We start from the raw sequence: 18,212 nt of genomic DNA on the forward strand, positions 1-18,212 counted from the left end.
GTTGCAGACCTTCTTGGCCGGGCAGCCCATGTTGATGTCGATGATCTGGGCGCCACGCTCGACGTTGTAGCGGGCGGCCTCGGCCATCATGGCCGGATCGGCCCCGGCGATCTGCACCGAGATCGGGGCGACTTCGCCGGCGTGATTGGCGCGGCGCATCGTCTTCTCGCTCTTCCAGAGCTGTGCGTTCGACGCCACCATTTCCGACACGGCATAGCCCGCGCCGAGTCGTTTGCACAACTGGCGGAACGGCCGATCCGTCACACCCGCCATGGGGGCGACGAACAGGTTATTGCGGAGTTCGTGAGGACCAATACGCACGATGAAGGGAAAAGCCGGGAAAAAGTTTGTATTTTACTTCGAAAACCCGTCCCCGTCGCCTAAAAAATGTGCAGATTTTCCGGCGGCCCGCCGGGTGCGGCCCCGCGCACGGTCGCACCCGATCGCGTTCAGCCGCGCTGGCCGAACATCATTTGGCGGGCAAAGGCGGTTTTGAGCGGCGGGACGAGATCGAGACTCGCGAGGGCCATGCCGCGAAGCAGGGCGACCGGGGCGGCGTCGATGCCGAATACCCGGGGCAGCATGTCGGTGATGCGGATCGTGAGGCCGCGGTCTGCGCGGCGGCGGCGCGCGAAAGCGGTGAGGGCGGCCGGGCCCGGCACACCGTGGGTTTGCGTGCCCGTTTGTGCGTCGGCGCGTGCGTCTCGCAGGGTGCGGGCGCTGTGCACGAGGGTGTCGGCCAGATCGAAGGCGTCGCGCAGGCCGAGATTCAGGCCCTGCCCGGCGACCGGGTGCAGGGTCTGCGCCGCGTTGCCGATGGCCGCAACCCGGCCGTCCACGACATGGCCGAGCGCGTTCAGGCCGAGCGGGAAGCCTGCCCGGCCCGTGACCGAGGTGAAACGTCCCATACGGTCGCCAAAGGCGGTGTGCAGTTCGGCGAGGAACGTGACGTCGTCCAGCGTCCGGCGCCGTTTCGCCTCGGCGTGCGAGCAGCACCAGACGAGCGCGTAGCCGTGCTCCTGCGGCAGCAATGCCACCGGGCCGTCCGGGGTGAAGCGCTCCCATGCCCAGCCGGCGCGCGGGCGTTCGCAGGTGACGAAGCCGACGAGCGCCGTCTGCCCATAGTCGCGTGCGCGCGGACGCGTCGTCTGGCCTTCGAACAGGCCGCCTTCGGCGTTCACGGCGATCGCGGCATGCAGCGTTTGCGCGTGATCGTCGAGCGACGTGCCGAGGGTGATCGTGACTTCCTGCGCGTCCTGACGCAAGGCAATCGCCCGGTAGGGGCGGAAGTGGTGCAGTCCGGCGGGTACGGAGGCTACCAAGGCCTCTGCGGCGTCGGCATGCGACGTTGCCGAGGCCTGCGGCGCATGCTCGAAACGGGCGGGGACATGGGCGAGGGCGGTGTCGAGTGCGCGCATGAGCGCGCCGTATCGCACCACGTACCCGAGCGCGGGCACGCCGTGCTCGCGAAAATCGATTTCCGTGCTGCCGAAGCGTCGTGCCTGGGAGACGTGAATGTGCTCGATGGACGTGTTGTCCAGGCCCCGGCCGTTGTGCGGCCAAACGCCCGCGCGCGTGAGGATCTCCCGGCTGCCGTGCGAGAGTGCCAGCGTGCGCGGGTCGTCGTAACCCGCTTGCGGGCCGCGACCGTCGACCAGTGCGATACGCAAGTGCGGGGCGCGTTGTGTCAGCAGCAAGGCGAGGGCCGTGCCGACCGGGCCCGCGCCGACGATGGCGACGTCGAAGCGCCGGCCCACGGAGGTGTCGGCAGGGGCGGACGTGAGAGGGGCCTGCGAGTGCGTCATCAGCCGCGCATCAGGGCTTCGATCTCGTCGGCGTCGACCGGCACGCCGCGCGTGAGCAGCGTGCAGCCGTTCGCCGTGACGACGGCGTCGTCCTCGATGCGAATGCCGATGTTCCAGTAACGCTCGTCGATATCGGGGGCGGGGCGCACGTAGATGCCCGGCTCGATGGTCGTGACCATGTTCACGCCGAGCGTGCGCCACGGACGTTCGCCGTCCGGGCCGTCTTCGCGGTATTCGCCGCAGTCGTGCACATCCATGCCGATCCAGTGGCCGGTGCGGTGCATGTAGAAACGGCTGAATGACTTGTCGGCGATCACGTCGTCGACGCTGCCAACGACGTCGCGCTTGAGCAGGCCCGTGTCGAGCATGCCCTGTGCGAGCACGCGCACTGCCGCGTTGTGCGGCGCGTCGAAGGCGACACCGGCGCGCGTGGCGTCGATGGCCGCCTGCTGCGAGGCGAGCACGATGTCATAGAGCTGGCGCTGCGCCGACGTGAATTTGCCGTTGGCCGGGAAGGTGCGCGTGATGTCCGAGGCGTAGCCGTCGAGTTCGCATGCGGCGTCGATCAGCACGAGATCGCCGTCGCGTAATTCGGCGTCACCCGCACGGTAGTGCAGCACGGTGGCGTTGGCGCCGGTGGCGACGATCGAACCGTACGCCGGGAACTGCGAGCCGTGGCGGCGGAATTCGTAGAGCAGTTCGGCTTCGAGATGGTATTCGCGCAGCCCAGGGCGCGATGCCTTCATCGCACGCACGTGGGCGTCGGCCGAGATCTTGCCCGCGCGGGCCATGATATCGAGCTCCACGTTGTCCTTGACCAGACGCATCTCGTCGAGAATCGCGCGGATGTCACGCGCCGCTGACGGTGCCGAGACGCCCGTGCGGCTCTGGGCGCGCACGGCGTTCAGCCAGTGACGCACCTGGCGATCCTGTTGCGCCGAGGCGCCAAGCGCGTAGAACAGCGCCGGGGCGTCGGCCAGCAGTTGCGGCAGACGCGTGTCGATTTCGTCGATCGCGTAGGCGGCGTCGAAACCGAAGGCTTCGCGCGCGGCTTCCGGGCCGTAGCGGTACCCGTCCCAGATCTCGCGCTCTTCGTTTTTCGCGCGGCAGAACAGGATCGAGTGCCCCGTGCGGCTGTCGAGCACTACGACCGCGTCGGGCTCGGTGAAGCCGGACAGGTAGTAGAAATAGCTGTCGTGACGATACGGATAGTCGCTGTCGCGATTGCGCGGCACTTCCGGGGCCGTCGGCAGGATGGCGACGCCGCCACCGGCCTTGCGCATCTGTTCGATGACTCGCTCGCGGCGGGCGCGGTAGGGGGACTCAGACATCGCGGACTCCATTTCGGATGGTTCGGTGGGTATTTGTCGCAGTTCAGGCGATTCTACTGCCGGGCGCGTACTTCTGTGTCCAGCGCGGCCAGTTGGGCCGGGGTGCCAACGTTTTCCCAGATGCCGTCGAAGCGTTCGCCCGTGACGCGACCGGCGGCGATCGCGCGCTGGTACAGCGGCGTGAGCGCCATGCGCGTGCCGGGCGCGATGCCGTCGAACAGCCGCAGGTCGTAGAGCGCGATGTTGCCGAACGTCAGCGGGCTGGCGTCGGCGGGGGCGTTGCCCGGCAGATGCAGATGGCCGGCTGCATCGAGCGAGAAGTCGCCTTTCGGATGAAACGGAGGATTGGGCACCATCACCAGATGCATGCCCGGCTCGGATTGCGTAGCCATTCGAACGGCAGGCCTGCGCAACGACGCGTAGTCGAATGCCGTGAAGACGTCGCCCGACACTGCGAGAAACACATTGCCCGCGCCCTCGAGCCGCGCGCGTGCCTGCACGATGCCGCCGGCCGTCTCCAGCGCTTCGGCTTCGGCCGAGTAGGCCAGGCGCACGCCGAATGCGCTGCCGTCGCCAAGCGCGGCCTCGATCTGTGCACCCAACCACGCGTGGTTGATGACGATATCGGTGAAGCCCGCGCGCGCGAGGGCCTCGATCTGCCACACGATGATCGGCTTGCCGGCCACGGCGAGCAGCGGCTTCGGGGTGACGTCCGTGAGCGGGCGCATGCGCTCGCCGCGTCCGGCGGCGAAGATCATGGCCTTCATCGCCTGGGGGGAACTCATGCGGCGGGCCTCAGAACGTGTAGCCGACGTCGACCTGCTGGCCGGTCAGCTCGTCGAGCAGCCGGGCGAGCGGGCGCAGCGGCGTGTAACGCTCGGCCACCTTGCGGGCGTAGTCGAGAAAGCGCGGCGTGTCGGCCAGATAGCGCGGCTTGCCATCGCGGTAGTTGATGCGCGCGAAGATGCCCAGCACTTTCAGGTGGCGTTGCAGGCCCATCCATTCGGCCTGACGATAGAACTCGCCGAAGTCCGGGTCGACCGGCAGACCGGCCTTGCGTGCCCGTTCCCAGTAATACGCCAGCCAGTCGAGCTGGCGTTCCTCGTCCCAGCTCAGGAAGGCGTCGCGCATGAGGCAGATGACGTCGTAGGTGAGCGGGCCGTAGACCGCATCCTGAAAATCGAGAATGCCCGGCCCCGGGGTGCCGGGCAGGCCCGGCATCAGGTTGCGCGGCATGTAGTCCCGGTGGACGAACACCTTCGGCTGGGCGAGGGCATTGTCGATGAGCAACTGATTGATGCGATCGAGCGTGGCACGCTGGTCGGCATTCAGCGTCACCTTCAGGTGTTTGGCGACGTACCAGTCCGGGAACAGATCGAGTTCGCGCTGCAGCAACGCGGTGTCGTACGGCGGCAGGACGTCGGGGCGCGAGCTCTTTTGCCAGACGATCAGTGCGTCGAGCGCCTCGCGCATGAGCGGGCGGGCGTTGTCGTCGTCGAGCACGTCGAGGTACGTTTTCCCGCCGAGATCCGTCAGCAGAAGGAAACCCTGCGCCAGATCCTCGGCCAGCACCTTCGGCGCCTGGAGGCCCGCTTCGTCCATCAACTGGGCGACGTGCACGAACGGGCGGCAGTCTTCCTGCGGCGGCGGGGCGTCCATCACGATCAGGCTCGGATGCGCCGGGTCGTGGCTGCCGATGCGGAAGTAGCGCCGAAAGCTGGCGTCTGCCGAAGCGGGCGCCCACTGCGCCATGTCGAGGGAGAACGTGCCGGCCAGGCCGGAGAGCCACTGGTCAAGCGCTTGCAGACGAGGATCGGTAGCGTTGGAGAGCGAGTGGGAAGCGTCGGAAATACTCGCGGGAGCGGTGGGTTGTGCGGTCATGATGGGGGCCGTAAACGTCTTGCCATATAATACCCGATCATGTTTTCCAGACGCCCTGTTTCTCGACCTCGATCGACCGTCCCGAACTTCCCGGAAATGACCCGAGGACGTACGGGATTGGCTGCCCGCAAGCGGCGCCACGATTGTCTCGCTGTTTGCGTACATGCCGGATAAACAAGTCCATACGAAAGATGTTTCGCCATTGCGGCGACTGATGCGCACGCGTCGCAAGCCGCTGGCACTGCTGCTCTCCCTGCCGGGCGTGTGGTGTTCGCTCGCGGGTGCGCAGGAAGCGCCCCCTCCCGATATCGCGATGAGCGACGGTCTCGAGTTGCGTACCGTACCTGCGCTTGTCGACAACCCGCTAGGCCTGGGTGAAGACGTGCCGCTGTATCTGAACGGCATGCACATGACCGGGCGGACCAATGTGGACGTGACGGTCGACGACCAGGCCGAAGCGCGCAAGTACCGTTCGTTCGTGAAGGGCGATCGGCTGACCTACGATCAGGACTCGGACGAAGTCGTGGCGCACGGCAATGCGCGCCTGATGCAGGGCGGTAACCTGTTCGTCGGCCCCGAGGCACATATGTACACGGGCGCAGGCGACGGCTACATGCTCACGCCGACGTATACGCTCGTGTCGGGCGGTGGCGGCAAGTCGGAGCGCGCGGACGTCGAGGCCAACAACCTCGTGACGCTGCAGCGCGGCACCTATTCCGCCTGCGCCTGTACCGACGACGGCAAGGAGCCGGCGTGGTACATCAAGGCGTCGGAGTTCGAATTCGATCAGGAGCAACAGGAAGGCACGGCGCGCAACGGCGTGCTGTTCTTCCAGGGCGTGCCGATTTTTGCCAGCCCGTACCTGTCGTTCCCGACGTCGAACGAGCGCCGCTCGGGCTTTCTCGCGCCGACGTTCACGCAGTCGAGCCGCACCGGCTTCGAACTGGCCACGCCGTATTACTTCAACATCGCACCGAACCGCGATCTGACGCTCACGCCTCGCCTGATGACCAAGCGCGGCGCGATGATGGTTGGCGACTTCCGATATATGGAGCCCACGTATTCGGGGCTTTTCCATATAGAGTACCTGCCGAAGGATCGTGTCACGGGCGATGCGCGCTATACCTATACGTTCCAGCATACGCAGCAGTTGGGGTATGGCGTCAATGCTTACGTCAACTTCTCGAAGGTATCGGACGATACCTATCCCGATGACTTCGGGTCGGGAACCAACTTCCAGACCGGCGTGCAGCGCGTGTACAACCGCGAGGCCGGCCTGACGTGGTCGTACGGCAACTGGTCCTTCCTGGCACGCGTACTGAAATTCCAGACGCTGGCGCCGAGCGCGCCGCAGTACGAGTCGGTGCCGGAACTGATGGCAACGTATACGAAGCTGGACATGCACGGCTTCGACTTCACGATGCCGGTCCGGTACAACCGCTTCCAGATTGCGTCGGTGACCGGCCAGCCCAACGGCGAGCGTCTGTACGCTCAGCCGACGTTGAGCTACCCGATTCTCACGCCGGGCTACTTCGTCGTGCCGAAGGTCATCTTCAACGCGGCGTCGTACAACATCGACTATCCGAACGGCTCGACGATGCAGTCGTCGGTTACGCGCACGCTGCCAACGTTCAGTCTGGATAGCGGACTGACGTTCGAGCGTCCGGTGAACCTGTTTGGCACGGCGATGACGCAGACGTTGGAACCGCGCCTGTTTTACGTCTACACGCCGTACCGCAATCAGAGCTCGATCCCGATCTTCGATAGCGCCACGGCCGACTTCAACCTCGCGGAAATCTTCAGCGAGAACTCGTTCATCGGCGTCGATCGAATTCAGGACGCGAACCGTGTCACGATGGCGCTGACGTCCCGCTTGATCGATGCCGAGTCGGGCGTGGAACGCGCACGTGTCTGGTATGCGCAGCGCTACAACATCACGCAATCGCGCGTGACGATGCCGGGTGGCGTGCCAGAAGATGCCGGTGTGTCCGACTTCCTCGTCGGCGGATCTGCGCTTCTGTACCGGAACATTACGTTCACCACCAACGTGCAGTACAGTCCGAGCACCTCGCAGTTCAACCGATCCGACGTGGGCGTGACGTGGCGCCCGGGCGAGCGGCGCGTGTTCAACGTCTTTTACCGATACCTGCGCAATCCGCCGCCGGTGGTCGGGCAAACGGCATTGACCACGACGCCGATCAACCAGATCGAGATTTCGGGACAGTGGCCGATCACACCGCGATTCGGTGTCGTCGGCCGCCTGAACTACAGCATTACCGACAAGACGTTCGTCGATGCCCTGGCGGGTTTCGAGTATGATGCCGACTGCTGGGCCTTCCGGGTCGGGCTGCAGCGCTACGCGACCAACGCCACGACGACGACTTCGCGCATCTTTGCGCAATTGGAGTTGAAGGGCTTGAGCAAGTCCGGCACAGCCGCCACAGAAGCATTCAAGGTCGGGGTACCGGGCTACCAGCCGCCACCGACGAACCAGATTCCTTCTCGATTCAGCAACTATGAATGACATGTTTGTGAAGCGTGCCTCGCTGCTGGCGAGCCTGTGTCTTGCCGCCGGGGTGGCGGTGGCCCAGCCGGCACCGATCTCGGCCAAGGCCGCAGGTGCGCCTGTGTCGTCCACGCGCGCGGTGGACTCCATCGTCGCCGTGGTCAACGACAGCGTGATCACCCGCAAGGAGCTCGATACGCGCATCGAGGAAGCCAAGCACCAGCTCGCGCTCGCCAAGCGTCCGGTCCCGGATGCCGATCTGCTGCAGCGCCAGGTGCTCGAGCAGATGATCGTCACGCAAGTGCAGCTCCAGCGTGCGAAGGAGACCGGTATCGTCGTGAAGGACGCCGATGTCGAGCAGGCGCTGCAGCGCATTGCCGCCGACAACCGCCTGAGCGTCGATCAATACAAGGCACGGCTTGCACAAGCCGGCGTGCCTTGGGACGCCTTCCGCAAGGAAGTGCGCGAACAGATCATCATGGCGCGCCTGCGCGATCGCGAAGTCGACAGCCAGGTGCAGGTCAGCGATTCGGAAATCAACACGTTCCTCGCCGCACAGCGCGGCGCCACGGCCACGCCGTCGGAGACGGAGTACCGTCTGAGCCAGATTCTCGTCAAGCTGCCGGAGGGCGCGACGCCCGATCAGGTGAGCGCGGCAGAGAAGAAGGCCAACGAAGCGCTGGACAAGGCCAAGGCCGGCGGTGACTTCGCCGCCCTGGCGAAGCAATATTCGGACGCATCGGACGCCTCGAGCGGTGGCGACATGGGCTACCGCATTCCCGAGCGCATTCCCGATCTGTTCCTCACGCAGATTCAGAAGCTGCAGCCGGGCACGGTCGTGCCGCAAGTGCTTCGCAGCAGCAACGGTTTTCACGTCATCAAGCTGGTTGACACCCGCAAGTCGGGCGGCGAACAGGGCATGACCGTGCCGCAGATTCATGCGCGTCACATCCTGATTCGCGTGGGCGACGGCGTGTCCGAAGCCCAGGCGCGTCAGAAGCTGCTCGACATCAAGGCGCAAGTCGAAGCCGGCAAGGGCGATTTCGCCGACTTTGCCCGTCAGGTCTCGGTGGACGGTTCGGCATCGCAAGGTGGCGACCTAGGCTGGATTTCGCCGGGCGAAACCGTGCCGGCGTTCGAACAGGCCATGTCCGCGCTCAAGGACGGCCAGATCAGCGAGCCGGTGCGCTCGGAGTATGGCTATCACCTGATTCAGGTGCTGGGTCATCGCGAGTCGCAGGTGTCGGGCGATCAGGAGCGCAACCTCGCAATGCAGGAACTGCGTGGCCGCAAGGCCGATCAGCAGTATCGCGACTGGCTGCAGCAACTGCGCGACAGCGCCTATGTCGACTATCGTCTGAACAACGGGCAGCAGTAAGCCCTGCGTGAGACGTTTCTCGACCCCGACATCACCCACCGTATGACTTCCGACCGGCCCTTCGTCCTCGCCATCACCACCGGTGAACCGGCGGGCGTCGGGCCGGAATTGACGGTGCAGGCACTGGTCAAGTGCCTCACCGTTGCGGAAGGTTTGCTCTCCGGCGGTTCTGCCGACCCCCTCCTTGCGAAGTGCCAGTTCGCCGTACTCGGCGACGCGTCGTTGCTCGCCTCGCGCGCGCAGTCCGTCGGACTGGGCGACGCATGGCAGACGTTGCTGGCAGGCTCACAGGTGCGCGTCGTGCATCACCCGCTCGCGGTGGTTGCGCAGCCGGGGCAGCTCGATGCGGCCAATGGCCGTTACGTACTCGACTTGCTCGACGACGCCATCGACGGCGCACTCGCGGGTCAGTACGACGCCATCGTCACGGCGCCGCTGCAAAAGAGCACGATCAACGATTGCGGCGTGGCCTTTACGGGGCACACCGAATACCTCGCCGAGCGCACCGGCACGCCGCGTGTCGTGATGATGCTCGCGGGTGGCGGGCTGCGCGTGGCGCTTGCCACGACGCACCTGCCGCTGGCGCAGGTCCCCGGCGCGATTCGTCGCGACGAACTTCTCGAAACGCTCGTGATCCTCAATCACGATCTGATGCGGCATTTTGGCGTGACGCGTCCGCGAATTCTCGTCACCGGGCTCAACCCGCATGCGGGCGAGTCGGGCTATCTCGGGCGCGAAGAGATCGACGTCATTACGCCCGCGCTCGACGATGCCCGTGCGGTCGGTATCGATGCCCGCGGCCCGTATCCGGCCGACACGCTGTTCCAGCCACGGCACCTCGAAGGCGCCGACGCGGTCCTCGCGATGTATCACGACCAGGGGTTGCCGGTGCTCAAGTACGCGAGCTTCGGCGCAGGCGTGAACATCACGCTCGGCCTGCCGATCATTCGCACGTCGGTCGATCACGGCACGGCGCTCGATCTGGCCGGCACGGGGCGGGCCGAGAGCGGCAGCCTGCTCGAAGCGCTGCGCACCGCAGCGACGATGGCGGCCAACGCCGCCACACACGCACAATTGACCGCAGGCGCGACCGGCGATCCGGACGCCGCACAACCGCGTTCATAAGGAATTTCACATGAGTAGCGCATCGAAGCGCACGGGGGTCCAGCAGGGCCACGTGGCGCGCAAACGTTTTGGTCAGAACTTCCTCGTCGACATGGGCGTGATCGATGCGATCATCAGCGCGATCTCGCCGCGTACCGACGATCTGATGGTCGAGATCGGCCCGGGGCTGGGGGCGCTGACGACGCCGCTGACTGAGTGGCTCGCCCACTTGCATGTCGTCGAACTGGACCGCGATCTCGTGGCGCGTCTCACGCGCAAGTTCGGTGAGCGCGTGACCGTCCATGCGGGCGACGCGCTCGACTTCGACTTCGGCTCGCTGGTGCCGGCGGACCGTCGCGACGAAGCGCCGCTGCGCATCGTCGGCAACCTGCCGTACAACATCTCCAGTCCGCTGCTTTTCCACCTCATGCGCTACGCCGAACAAGTGCGCGATCAGCACTTCATGCTGCAGAACGAAGTGGTGGAGCGCATGGTGGCGCCGGCAGGCTCGAGCAACTACAGCCGTCTGTCCGTCATGCTCCAGTACCGCTACTGGATGGACAAGGTGCTCGACGTGCCGCCCGAGGCGTTCAATCCGCCGCCGAAGGTCGACTCGGCGATCGTGCGCATGATCCCGCGAGCGGTGTCCGATTTGCCGGAAGTGGATCTGGATGTCTTCGAAGCGGTGGTCGCGCAGGCGTTCTCGCAGCGTCGCAAGATGTTGCGCAACACGCTGCACAGCTATCGCGACCGAGTCGATTTCGACGCGCTGGGCTTCGACCTGACGCGCCGCGCGGAAGACGTACCGGTCGACGAGTACGTGCAACTCGCGCGTGCCATCAGCGGCGTCGGTTCACAAGGCTGATCCCGGCAAACACCAGCGCCACGGCGCCCGCAAAGCGCCATCCCACCGATTCGCCCAGAATCAACACGCCGAACGTCACGCCGAACAGCGGGCTCAGAAATGAGAACGAGGCGAGACGGGCGGCGCTGTAGCGCGTGAGCATCCAGAACCAGATCAGATAGCTCGCGAACGCTACGCCAACGGACTGATAGATCAGGCTTACCCAGGTCGTGGTCGTCATCGTGCCGATATGCGCATTGCCCGTCACAAGCGCGAGCGGGCACAGCAGCACGGCGGATACCGCCAACTGGTAGAGCAGTGTCTTCGCGGGCGCCGCCGTGGCCAGTCGCGACGCACGAACGATCACCGTCGTCATCCCCCAGAACATGCCCGCAAGAATGCCGAGCAGGTCGCCCGGCCAGGTTTTTGCGAGGTCCGAACTGCCGTCGGAGAACGCCACCACAATGCCGCAAAAGGCCACGGCCATGCCGAGCCATTGCAGCGGGCGCAGCCGTTCGCTGGGCACGGTCCAGTGCAGGCCAATGGCGGTAAAGCAAGGCGCCGAGTACAGGAAGACGGCCATGCGCGACGCCGTGGTGTGGGTGAGGCCGACGAAGATGCAGAAAAACTCCACCGAGAACAGCACGCCCGCGAGAATGCCGGCGGGCAGGGTGCCGTCGCCGGTGATGAGCTTCTGACGACGCCACACCATCCAGGCGCCGACGAGAAGCGTTGCGATCAACGAGCGAAGGCCCGCTTGCAGCACGGCGGGCACGACCGGGACAGCGAGTTTGACGGCGACCTGCTGGCCGCCCCAGATCATGCACAAGCCCAGCATGATGGCGAGTGCGGAGGCATCGATCGGGCGCGGTTGGGTTTTCATTGCGTTGATTCGGATGACGAGGCATCGCAAATGCGACGCCGATTTCGGGTGGTGGCGCCCATTGTCTCCGATCGCGTCGCCGAGGGCATCATTCTGGTGCACGCCGCGGGGGTAATGTGGGAGCGATTATTCCGTATCGCGGCACAATTTCTCCCCTTTTCGAGGGTTTATTGCCGACCTTCGCACCGATACAATGCTCCGCGCGGGCGACTTTTCCCGCGATCTGCCGCGCCCTCCACAACGGACGGCGACCTGCGGCGTCGCTCGCCATCGCCATTCATCACCGCAGTATTCCGTATGTACAAGAAAGGCTCCGCCGTCGAATTGCAGTTTTCCCCGTCACGTCTGAACGATGGCGCAGGCGATCCCTACTGGATCGATCTCACCCGCGACGAAGCACAGGCATTGCTCGTGGCCCTCCAGTCGCATCTGGGCCGCGCGCAGCACGATGCCTCGGGCACCGAATCGCCGCTGGTCTTCGCGCTGCTCGACCCGACAGGCGATGCCGTTCGTGAGCACGTCGCTGCACCGGTGGCGCAAGCCGAAGCGCCGACGGCGTCGCGTCAGTGGGTGTGCGTGATTTGCGGATGGATCTACGACGAAGCGACGGGCTATCCCGAAGACGGGATCGCGCCGGGAACACGCTGGGAAGATGTGCCGGAAGACTGGCGCTGCCCGCTGTGCGACGTGGGCAAGGAAGATTTCGCGATGGTGGAGTTCTGACGCGTTGGCGCGTCGTGCTCGCGCCTGCCTCGGTGGTCAGGCGTGAGCGCACATCGCAAGACGGCTGCCGGCGCCCGGCAGCCGTGCTGAGAACGACTTACAGGCCGCCCTTGGTCGAGTGCTTCTGGATCAGTTCGATCTTGTAGCCGTCCGGATCTTCCACGAAGGCGATCACCGTGGTGCCGCCCTTGACCGGGCCGGCTTCGCGGGTGACCTTGCCGCCCGCGGCGCGGATCGTATCGCAGGCCTTGTAGGCATCGTCGACTTCCACGGCGAGGTGGCCGAACGCCGTGCCCATCTCGTACTTCTCCACGCCCCAGTTGTAGGTCAGTTCGAGTACGGTGTTTTCCGACTCCGCGCCATAACCGACGAACGCCAGCGTGTACTTGTACTCGGCGTTCTCACTCTGACGCAGCAGTTGCATGCCGAGCACGCGCGTATAGAAGTCGATCGAGCGCTGCAGGTCGCCAACGCGCAGCATGGTATGGAGCATTCGCATGATGTTCTCTGTGTGGGGACAACGAAACGTCGATTGTACCCGCGCATGGTGAAATGAGCAGCGTTCATGCAGCGTTGAGCCAACCTGGTGTTGGCGCACGAGGCGTGGTCAGAACTCGGGCAGCCACTCCGGGGCGTGGGACTTGAGCGTGTCGCGGGCCGCCTCGAATTCCGGAAAGATCGATGCCACCGCCTGCCAGAAGCGCGGCCCGTGGTTCATCTCCTTCAAGTGCGCCAGTTCGTGCGCGACGACATAGTCGATCACCCCGAGCGGGAAGTGGATCAGCCGCCAGTTCAGGCGGATGCGTCCGTCGGCGCTGCAACTGCCCCAGCGCGTGGCGGCAGACGACAGTCCCAGTGCGCTATAGCGCACGCCGAGCCGCTCCCCGTAGACCTCCAGACGCGTGGTAAACAGCTTGCGGGCTTCCTGCTGCAGCCATCCCTGCACGCGGTCGCGCATCTGCTCGGGCGCCGCCTGCGGCGGCAGATCGAGCCACAGGGTGTGGCTATGGATGTCGTACTGCGCGGCGCCGGCGCGTCCGCCGAGTCGGATCGTGAGCGTATGGCCGAGATACGGCAGCGCTGCACCATCGACCCAGTTCACACGCGGGATCACGCGGCGCGCCGCCCGGTCGCGAAACTCGGCGATCTTGTTGAAGATCCAGCGCTTCTTTTCGACGATGGCGGCTTCGACATCGGCGAGCGTCACCCAGCGCGGGGCGGTCACCGCGAGGCCCGATTCGTCGATCATGAAGCCGATGGTACGGCGCGACGAGCGCTTGAAGCGGTAGTACAGCGCGTGCCCGTCGAGCATGATCACGCGCTCGCCATTGGCGGGCGTGCGGCGCGGTGCGGGGGGCTGAAGGGACTGCGTGTCGGCAGCGCTGGGATTGAGCGCGGCAGACGCGCTCGGCGCGTCCGTGGCGACACCGTTCAACTCGGCGGCCGGGCTGCCGAACAGATCGAGTTCCATCTGGGGAGCAGGGGTCTCATGCCGGGAGCGGGAGTCGCGGGTGGCGGGCTGAACTTTCGACATGAGACGGTCTCGGGATTCGGGTCAGGTCCGTGGCGTGGTGTCGGGGGCGTCGCTCGCCGTGGGCTTGGATGTGTACGCCGCCGGATCGATGCGAATCATTTCCCGCTCGATCCATTCGGCGACATCGGCGTTCACGGCTTCGGCCGTGCGTCCCGCCGTTTCGATGACGGGGCCGATCGAGACGATCACCTCGCCCGGATGTTTCAGGAACGTATTGCGTGGCCACACCCGCCCGGCATTGTGGGCAACGGGCACGACCGGCGCGCCGGTGGTCGCCGCCAGCCGGGCGCCGCCCGACTTGTACTTGTTGCGCGAACCGGTCCGGGTGCGCGTGCCTTCCGGGAACATGATGATCCAGGAGCCTTCGGCCAGACGCTCACGGCCTTGATCAACGACCGATTGGAAGGCATCGGTCCCTTTGCTGCGGTTGATGTGGATCATGCTCAACAGACCCAGCGCCCAGCCGAAGAACGGCACGTACAGCAGCTCACGCTTGAACACGAAACAGAGCGGACGCGGCATCAGCGCCGGCAAGGCAACGGTTTCCCACGCCGACTGGTGTTTCGACAGGATGATGGCAGGCGTGTCCGGCAGGTTCTCCCAGCCGATGACGCGGTAGCGAATGCCGCACAGCTTGTCGGCCACGCGAATCACGACCTTGCACCAGCCTACCGCGAACCAGTAGCGTTGCACGCGCGTGAGGAACGGGAACGACACCATGCATGCGGTCGCATACGGAATCGTCCAGACGATCTGGAAGATGAAAAAGAGAATCGAACGAAGTTGCAGCATGGATCTTGGCGAAATATCGGTGGCCGGGGCGATTGTCCTACAGGCGGTGATGCGCGTCCCGGCAAACGCGCCGGGTCGTGCATCGCTTACGCATGCCGGGTGTCCTGTTCGGCGAGCAGGTCGTTGACGAAAGCCTGCAGGCTGGCATGCACCTGCGTACCTTCGGGCAGGTTGCCGGCAGCGAGCGTCTTCTTGCCCTTGCCGGTGAGCACGAGGTGCGGATGCGCGCCGACCGCAGCGGCGGCTTGCAGGTCACGCAGCGAATCGCCTACGGCCGGCACGCCGGTCAGGTCGATTTCGTAGCGTCGCGCGATTTCCTGGAACATGCCGGGCTTCGGCTTGCGGCAGTCGCAGGCGTCGGCGGCCGTGTGCGGGCAGAAGAACACGGCGTCGATGCGTCCGCCGGCAGCGGACGCCAGCTTCGACATCTTCGCGTGCATGGCACCTAGCGTTGCCATGTCGAACAGCCCGCGCCCGACACCCGACTGGTTCGTCGCCACGACCACGCGATACCCGGCCTGATTGAGTCGGCCAATGGCCTCCAGACTGCCGGGCAGCGGCACCCACTCGTCCGTCGACTTGATGAATTGATCCGAGTCGGCGTTGATCACGCCGTCTCGATCCAGAATCACCAGCTTGCGGGCAGCAGGGCCGGGCGCGCGCTCCTTGCGCGAATCCATGGGGGACGTCAGGGACTTGGGCACTCAGTTCACCTTTCTCAGTTCACCAACCTCTGCACCCGGCCTCAGGCCGCGAGCTTCGAGAGGTCGGCCACGCGGTTCATCTGCACATGCAGGTGCCAGAGCAGCGCGAGGCGATTGTTGCGAATCGCTTCGTCGTCGGCCATCACCATGACATCGTTGAAGAAGGCGTCGACGGCATCGCGCAGCGCGGCCAGCGCCGAGAGCGCGGCCGAATACTCGCGCGCCTCGAATCGGCGCTGCACTTCCGGGGTGACCTGCTGGAGCGCTGCGTTGAGCGCCTTCTCGGCCGGCTCCATCAGCAGCGATTCCACGACCACGCCTTCGGGCGGCGGCGCCGTCTTCTTCAGGATATTGCCGATGCGCTTGTTCGCGGCGGCGAGCGCTTCGGCCTGCGGCAGCGCCGAGAAGGCGCGCACAGCTTCCAGACGCTCGATCAGATCGCTCAGATCCAGATAGATCGACGGCGACACCAGTACGGCTTCGATTTCATTGGCCGCGTAGCCACGTTCGCGCAGATAGCCGCGCAGACGATCGAGCACGAACTGGTAGACGTCGCTCAGATAGGCGTCGGCGGCAACGCCCGACGTGAATTGCTGATACGTCACGGCGAGCAGGTCGGACAGCATGACCGGCAGTCGGCGCTCGATGAGCATGCGCACGATACCCAGTGCGTGGCGACGCAGCGCGAACGGGTCTTTCTCGCCCGTCGGTTGCAGGCCGATGCCCCAGATACCGACCAGCGTCTCGAGCTTGTCCGCCAATGCGACGACGGTGCCCGTGTGGCTTTCCGGCAGTGCGTCGCCGGCAAAGCGCGGTTGATAGTGCTCCGAGCAGGCGCGAGCCACCTCTTCCGCCTCGCCGTCGTGGCGCGCGTAGTAGGTCCCCATGGTGCCCTGCAATTCCGGGAACTCGCCGACCATGTCGGTCAGCAAGTCGGCCTTCGCCAGCAGCGCGCCACGCTCGGCGAGCGCGACGTCGACGCCGATCATCTTCGCGATGGCACCCGAGAGCTTCACCAGACGCTGCGTGCGCTCGAATTGCGAGCCCAGCTTGTTGTGATACACGACGTTCGCGAGCTGCGGCACGCGGTCCGCCAGCGGCTTCTTCTTGTCCTGCTCGAAGAAGAACTTCGCATCCGCCAAGCGCGGGCGCACCACGCGCTCGTTACCGGTGACGATCTGTTCCGGATTGCCGGTCTCGATGTTCGAGACGATCAGGAAGCGGTTCGTGAGACGCCCGCCCTCGGCGAGCGGCTTGTCGGTCAGCGCGAAATACTTCTGGTTCGTCTGCATCGTGAGAATCAGACATTCCTGCGGCACGGCCAGGAATTCCTTCTCGAAGTGGCAGGCGTAGATCGCGGGCCATTCGACGAGCGCGGTCACTTCGTCGAGCAACGCGTCCGGCATGACCACGTGGTCGTTGCCGGCGGCCGCGAGCAAATGCGTTCGGATGGCGTCGCGGCGGCCCGTGAAGCTGGCCAGCACCTTGCCTTCGGTTTCGAGCGTGGCGGCGTAGGCGTCCGCGTTCGCGATGGCGACTTCGCCCTTCGACAGGAAGCGATGGCCCATCGTCTTGTTACCCGACGCCAGGCCGATAGCCGTGGCGGGCACCAGCGTGTCGCCGTGCAGGGCGATGAGGCCGTGCACCGGACGCACGAACTGCACCGTCTCGCCGTCCGGGCGCTGGTAGCTCATGACCTTCGGGATCGGCAGCTTGCCGAGCGTCTCGTCGAGCGCGGCTTGCAGGGCATCCGCCAGCAGGGCGCCGGCGGCGGTGTACGTGTGGAAGAAGGCTTCGGCCTTGCCGTCCATGGCGCGCTCGAGGCTCGCGACAGGCAGGTCGGCAAAGCCCATGGCAGCGAGTTTCTTCGCCAGCGGCGGCGTCGGGTTGCCATTGGCGTCGAGGGCGACCGACACGGGCAGCACCTTCGCGCGGATGGTGGCATCCGGGGCGCGTTCGAGCACGTGGGAGATCGTGACGGCCAGACGGCGCGGCGTGGCGTACGGCGTAATGACGCTCGCGTCGGTCGTGAGGCCGCGCGTGCGCAGGCCGTTGGCGATGCCGTCGGCAAACGCGTCGCCCAGACGCGCCAGCGCCTTCGGCGGCAGTTCTTCGGTCAGCAGTTCGACCAGCAGGGTGCGTTGTGCGGTGCTCATCATGCGGCTTGCGTTTGGTTTTTGACGGCGGGGGCGTTCAGCATCGGGAAGCCGAGCTTCTCGCGCGAGGCGTAGTAGGCCTGTGCGATCAGGCGCGACAGCGCACGGATACGGCCGATGTACGCCGCACGTTCGGTCACCGAGATGGCGCCGCGTGCGTCGAGCAGGTTGAAGGTGTGCGCGGCCTTGAGAATCATCTCGTAGGCGGGCAGCGCCAGTTCGGCTTCGATGAGACGCTTCGCTTCGCTCTCGTAGTTATCGAAGAAGCTGAACAGCATCGGCTGGTTCGAGTGCTCGAAGTTGTACGTCGACTGCTCGACTTCGTTCTGATGGAACACGTCGCCGTAGGTCAGGCGGCGCTTGACCGGGCCGTCGGCGGTTTGCTCTTCCCACTCCGTCCACACGAGGTCGTAGACGTTCTCGACCTGCTGCAGATACATGGCCAGACGCTCGATCCCGTAGGTGATCTCGCCGAGCACCGGCTTGCAGTCCAGGCCACCGACTTGCTGGAAGTAAGTGAACTGGGTCACTTCCATGCCGTTGAGCCAGACTTCCCAGCCCAGGCCCCAGG

Annotated in this window: 17 protein-coding genes; 5 read left to right on the forward strand and 12 right to left on the reverse strand. The window is 65.4% G+C overall.

Annotation, left to right across the window (positions count from 1 at the left end; genetic code table 11):
• The 5 genes from ABWO90_RS24710 to ABWO90_RS24730 form a co-directional block, all read right to left on the reverse strand.
• On the reverse strand, positions 1–321 hold a 321-nt coding region (locus ABWO90_RS24710), incomplete at its 3' end, for a tRNA-dihydrouridine synthase (RefSeq protein WP_353193853.1).
• Between the two features lie 128 nt (positions 322–449).
• Positions 450–1,805, reverse strand: coding sequence for a UbiH/UbiF/VisC/COQ6 family ubiquinone biosynthesis hydroxylase (locus tag ABWO90_RS24715; RefSeq protein WP_353193854.1), 1,356 nt, complete (start codon positions 1,803–1,805; stop codon positions 450–452).
• The gene (locus tag ABWO90_RS24720) at positions 1,805–3,136 is read right to left on the reverse strand and encodes an aminopeptidase P N-terminal domain-containing protein (protein WP_353193855.1); all 1,332 of its coding nucleotides are present in this window, start codon (positions 3,134–3,136) and stop codon (positions 1,805–1,807) included. Before ABWO90_RS24720 ends, ABWO90_RS24715 begins: the two co-directional genes overlap by 1 nt.
• A gap of 53 nt (positions 3,137–3,189) precedes the next feature.
• Complete coding sequence (murU, locus tag ABWO90_RS24725) at positions 3,190–3,903, reverse strand: N-acetylmuramate alpha-1-phosphate uridylyltransferase MurU (protein ID WP_353193867.1); 714 nt, start codon at positions 3,901–3,903, stop codon at positions 3,190–3,192.
• Between the two features lie 28 nt (positions 3,904–3,931).
• Positions 3,932–5,017: an aminoglycoside phosphotransferase family protein gene (locus ABWO90_RS24730; protein ID WP_353193856.1), complete on the reverse strand. Its 1,086-nt coding sequence runs from the start codon at positions 5,015–5,017 to the stop codon at positions 3,932–3,934.
• Positions 5,018–5,231: 214 nt separating this feature from the next.
• Between ABWO90_RS24730 and ABWO90_RS24735 the strand changes: the two genes are divergently transcribed.
• The 4 genes from ABWO90_RS24735 to rsmA are packed head-to-tail and all read left to right on the forward strand — an operon-like array spanning position 5,232 to position 10,870.
• The gene (locus ABWO90_RS24735) at positions 5,232–7,541 is read left to right on the forward strand and encodes an LPS-assembly protein LptD (protein ID WP_353193857.1); all 2,310 of its coding nucleotides are present in this window, start codon (positions 5,232–5,234) and stop codon (positions 7,539–7,541) included.
• Positions 7,534–8,901, forward strand: a complete 1,368-nt coding sequence (locus ABWO90_RS24740; protein WP_353193858.1) for a peptidylprolyl isomerase — start codon at positions 7,534–7,536, stop codon at positions 8,899–8,901. The genes ABWO90_RS24735 and ABWO90_RS24740 overlap by 8 nt, the downstream gene beginning before the upstream one ends.
• A gap of 42 nt (positions 8,902–8,943) precedes the next feature.
• Complete coding sequence (gene pdxA, locus ABWO90_RS24745) at positions 8,944–10,026, forward strand: 4-hydroxythreonine-4-phosphate dehydrogenase PdxA (RefSeq protein WP_353193859.1); 1,083 nt, start codon at positions 8,944–8,946, stop codon at positions 10,024–10,026.
• Between the two features lie 10 nt (positions 10,027–10,036).
• Complete coding sequence (gene rsmA / locus ABWO90_RS24750) at positions 10,037–10,870, forward strand: 16S rRNA (adenine(1518)-N(6)/adenine(1519)-N(6))-dimethyltransferase RsmA (protein ID WP_353193860.1); 834 nt, start codon at positions 10,037–10,039, stop codon at positions 10,868–10,870.
• Here rsmA and ABWO90_RS24755 read toward each other — a convergent pair.
• Positions 10,845–11,732 (reverse strand): DMT family transporter, encoded by an 888-nt coding sequence (locus ABWO90_RS24755; protein WP_353193861.1) that lies wholly within the window; start codon positions 11,730–11,732, stop codon positions 10,845–10,847. The two genes, rsmA and ABWO90_RS24755, sit on opposite strands and share 26 nt — an antisense overlap.
• Before the next feature lie 297 nt (positions 11,733–12,029).
• Here ABWO90_RS24755 and ABWO90_RS24760 point away from each other — a divergent pair, with 297 nt between their 5' ends.
• A complete protein-coding gene (locus ABWO90_RS24760) occupies positions 12,030–12,455 on the forward strand; it encodes a rubredoxin (protein WP_353193862.1) in 426 nt (141 codons plus the stop codon).
• A 97-nt stretch (positions 12,456–12,552) separates the two neighbouring features.
• Here the strand turns inward: ABWO90_RS24760 and gloA are convergent, their stop codons facing one another.
• The 6 genes from gloA to ABWO90_RS24790 form a co-directional block, all read right to left on the reverse strand.
• Entirely contained in the window at positions 12,553–12,954 is a 402-nt protein-coding gene (gloA, locus tag ABWO90_RS24765; RefSeq protein WP_353193863.1) for a lactoylglutathione lyase, read from the reverse strand.
• A 108-nt stretch (positions 12,955–13,062) separates the two neighbouring features.
• Positions 13,063–13,989, reverse strand: a complete 927-nt coding sequence (locus ABWO90_RS24770) for a M48 family metallopeptidase (RefSeq protein ID WP_502922701.1) — start codon at positions 13,987–13,989, stop codon at positions 13,063–13,065.
• A gap of 21 nt (positions 13,990–14,010) precedes the next feature.
• Positions 14,011–14,781, reverse strand: a complete 771-nt coding sequence (locus ABWO90_RS24775; protein WP_353193864.1) for a lysophospholipid acyltransferase family protein — start codon at positions 14,779–14,781, stop codon at positions 14,011–14,013.
• An 86-nt stretch (positions 14,782–14,867) separates the two neighbouring features.
• Complete coding sequence (gene gmhB, locus ABWO90_RS24780; protein ID WP_353193869.1) at positions 14,868–15,461, reverse strand: D-glycero-beta-D-manno-heptose 1,7-bisphosphate 7-phosphatase; 594 nt, start codon at positions 15,459–15,461, stop codon at positions 14,868–14,870.
• 65 nt (positions 15,462–15,526) lie between these two features.
• Entirely contained in the window at positions 15,527–17,644 is a 2,118-nt protein-coding gene (glyS, locus tag ABWO90_RS24785) for a glycine--tRNA ligase subunit beta (RefSeq protein WP_353193865.1), read from the reverse strand.
• Positions 17,641–18,212, reverse strand: a 572-nt coding sequence (locus ABWO90_RS24790; protein WP_353193866.1) for a glycine--tRNA ligase subunit alpha, incomplete at its 5' end; no start/stop codon positions are given. The genes glyS and ABWO90_RS24790, both read right to left, overlap by 4 nt.

It is taken from the genome of Pandoraea pnomenusa, from assembly GCF_040391475.1.
Taxonomy (GTDB): domain Bacteria; phylum Pseudomonadota; class Gammaproteobacteria; order Burkholderiales; family Burkholderiaceae; genus Pandoraea; species Pandoraea pnomenusa_C.

What these genes read in the sequence shown, in the direction of transcription:
- ABWO90_RS24715 (WP_353193854.1), bottom strand. Translation starts at nt 1,805, where the DNA reads ATGACGCACTCGCAGGCCCCTCTCACGTCCGCCCCTGCCGACACCTCC.
- ABWO90_RS24720 (WP_353193855.1), bottom strand. Translation starts at nt 3,136, where the DNA reads ATGTCTGAGTCCCCCTACCGCGCCCGCCGCGAGCGAGTCATCGAACAG.
- murU (WP_353193867.1), bottom strand. Translation starts at nt 3,903, where the DNA reads ATGAAGGCCATGATCTTCGCCGCCGGACGCGGCGAGCGCATGCGCCCG.
- ABWO90_RS24730 (WP_353193856.1), bottom strand. Translation starts at nt 5,017, where the DNA reads ATGACCGCACAACCCACCGCTCCCGCGAGTATTTCCGACGCTTCCCAC.
- ABWO90_RS24735 (WP_353193857.1), top strand. Translation starts at nt 5,232, where the DNA reads ATGCGCACGCGTCGCAAGCCGCTGGCACTGCTGCTCTCCCTGCCGGGC.
- ABWO90_RS24740 (WP_353193858.1), top strand. Translation starts at nt 7,534, where the DNA reads ATGAATGACATGTTTGTGAAGCGTGCCTCGCTGCTGGCGAGCCTGTGT.
- pdxA (WP_353193859.1), top strand. Translation starts at nt 8,944, where the DNA reads ATGACTTCCGACCGGCCCTTCGTCCTCGCCATCACCACCGGTGAACCG.
- rsmA (WP_353193860.1), top strand. Translation starts at nt 10,037, where the DNA reads ATGAGTAGCGCATCGAAGCGCACGGGGGTCCAGCAGGGCCACGTGGCG.
- ABWO90_RS24755 (WP_353193861.1), bottom strand. Translation starts at nt 11,732, where the DNA reads ATGAAAACCCAACCGCGCCCGATCGATGCCTCCGCACTCGCCATCATG.
- ABWO90_RS24760 (WP_353193862.1), top strand. Translation starts at nt 12,030, where the DNA reads ATGTACAAGAAAGGCTCCGCCGTCGAATTGCAGTTTTCCCCGTCACGT.
- gloA (WP_353193863.1), bottom strand. Translation starts at nt 12,954, where the DNA reads ATGCGAATGCTCCATACCATGCTGCGCGTTGGCGACCTGCAGCGCTCG.
- ABWO90_RS24770 (WP_502922701.1), bottom strand. Translation starts at nt 13,989, where the DNA reads ATGTCGAAAGTTCAGCCCGCCACCCGCGACTCCCGCTCCCGGCATGAG.
- ABWO90_RS24775 (WP_353193864.1), bottom strand. Translation starts at nt 14,781, where the DNA reads ATGCTGCAACTTCGTTCGATTCTCTTTTTCATCTTCCAGATCGTCTGG.
- gmhB (WP_353193869.1), bottom strand. Translation starts at nt 15,461, where the DNA reads ATGGATTCGCGCAAGGAGCGCGCGCCCGGCCCTGCTGCCCGCAAGCTG.
- glyS (WP_353193865.1), bottom strand. Translation starts at nt 17,644, where the DNA reads ATGATGAGCACCGCACAACGCACCCTGCTGGTCGAACTGCTGACCGAA.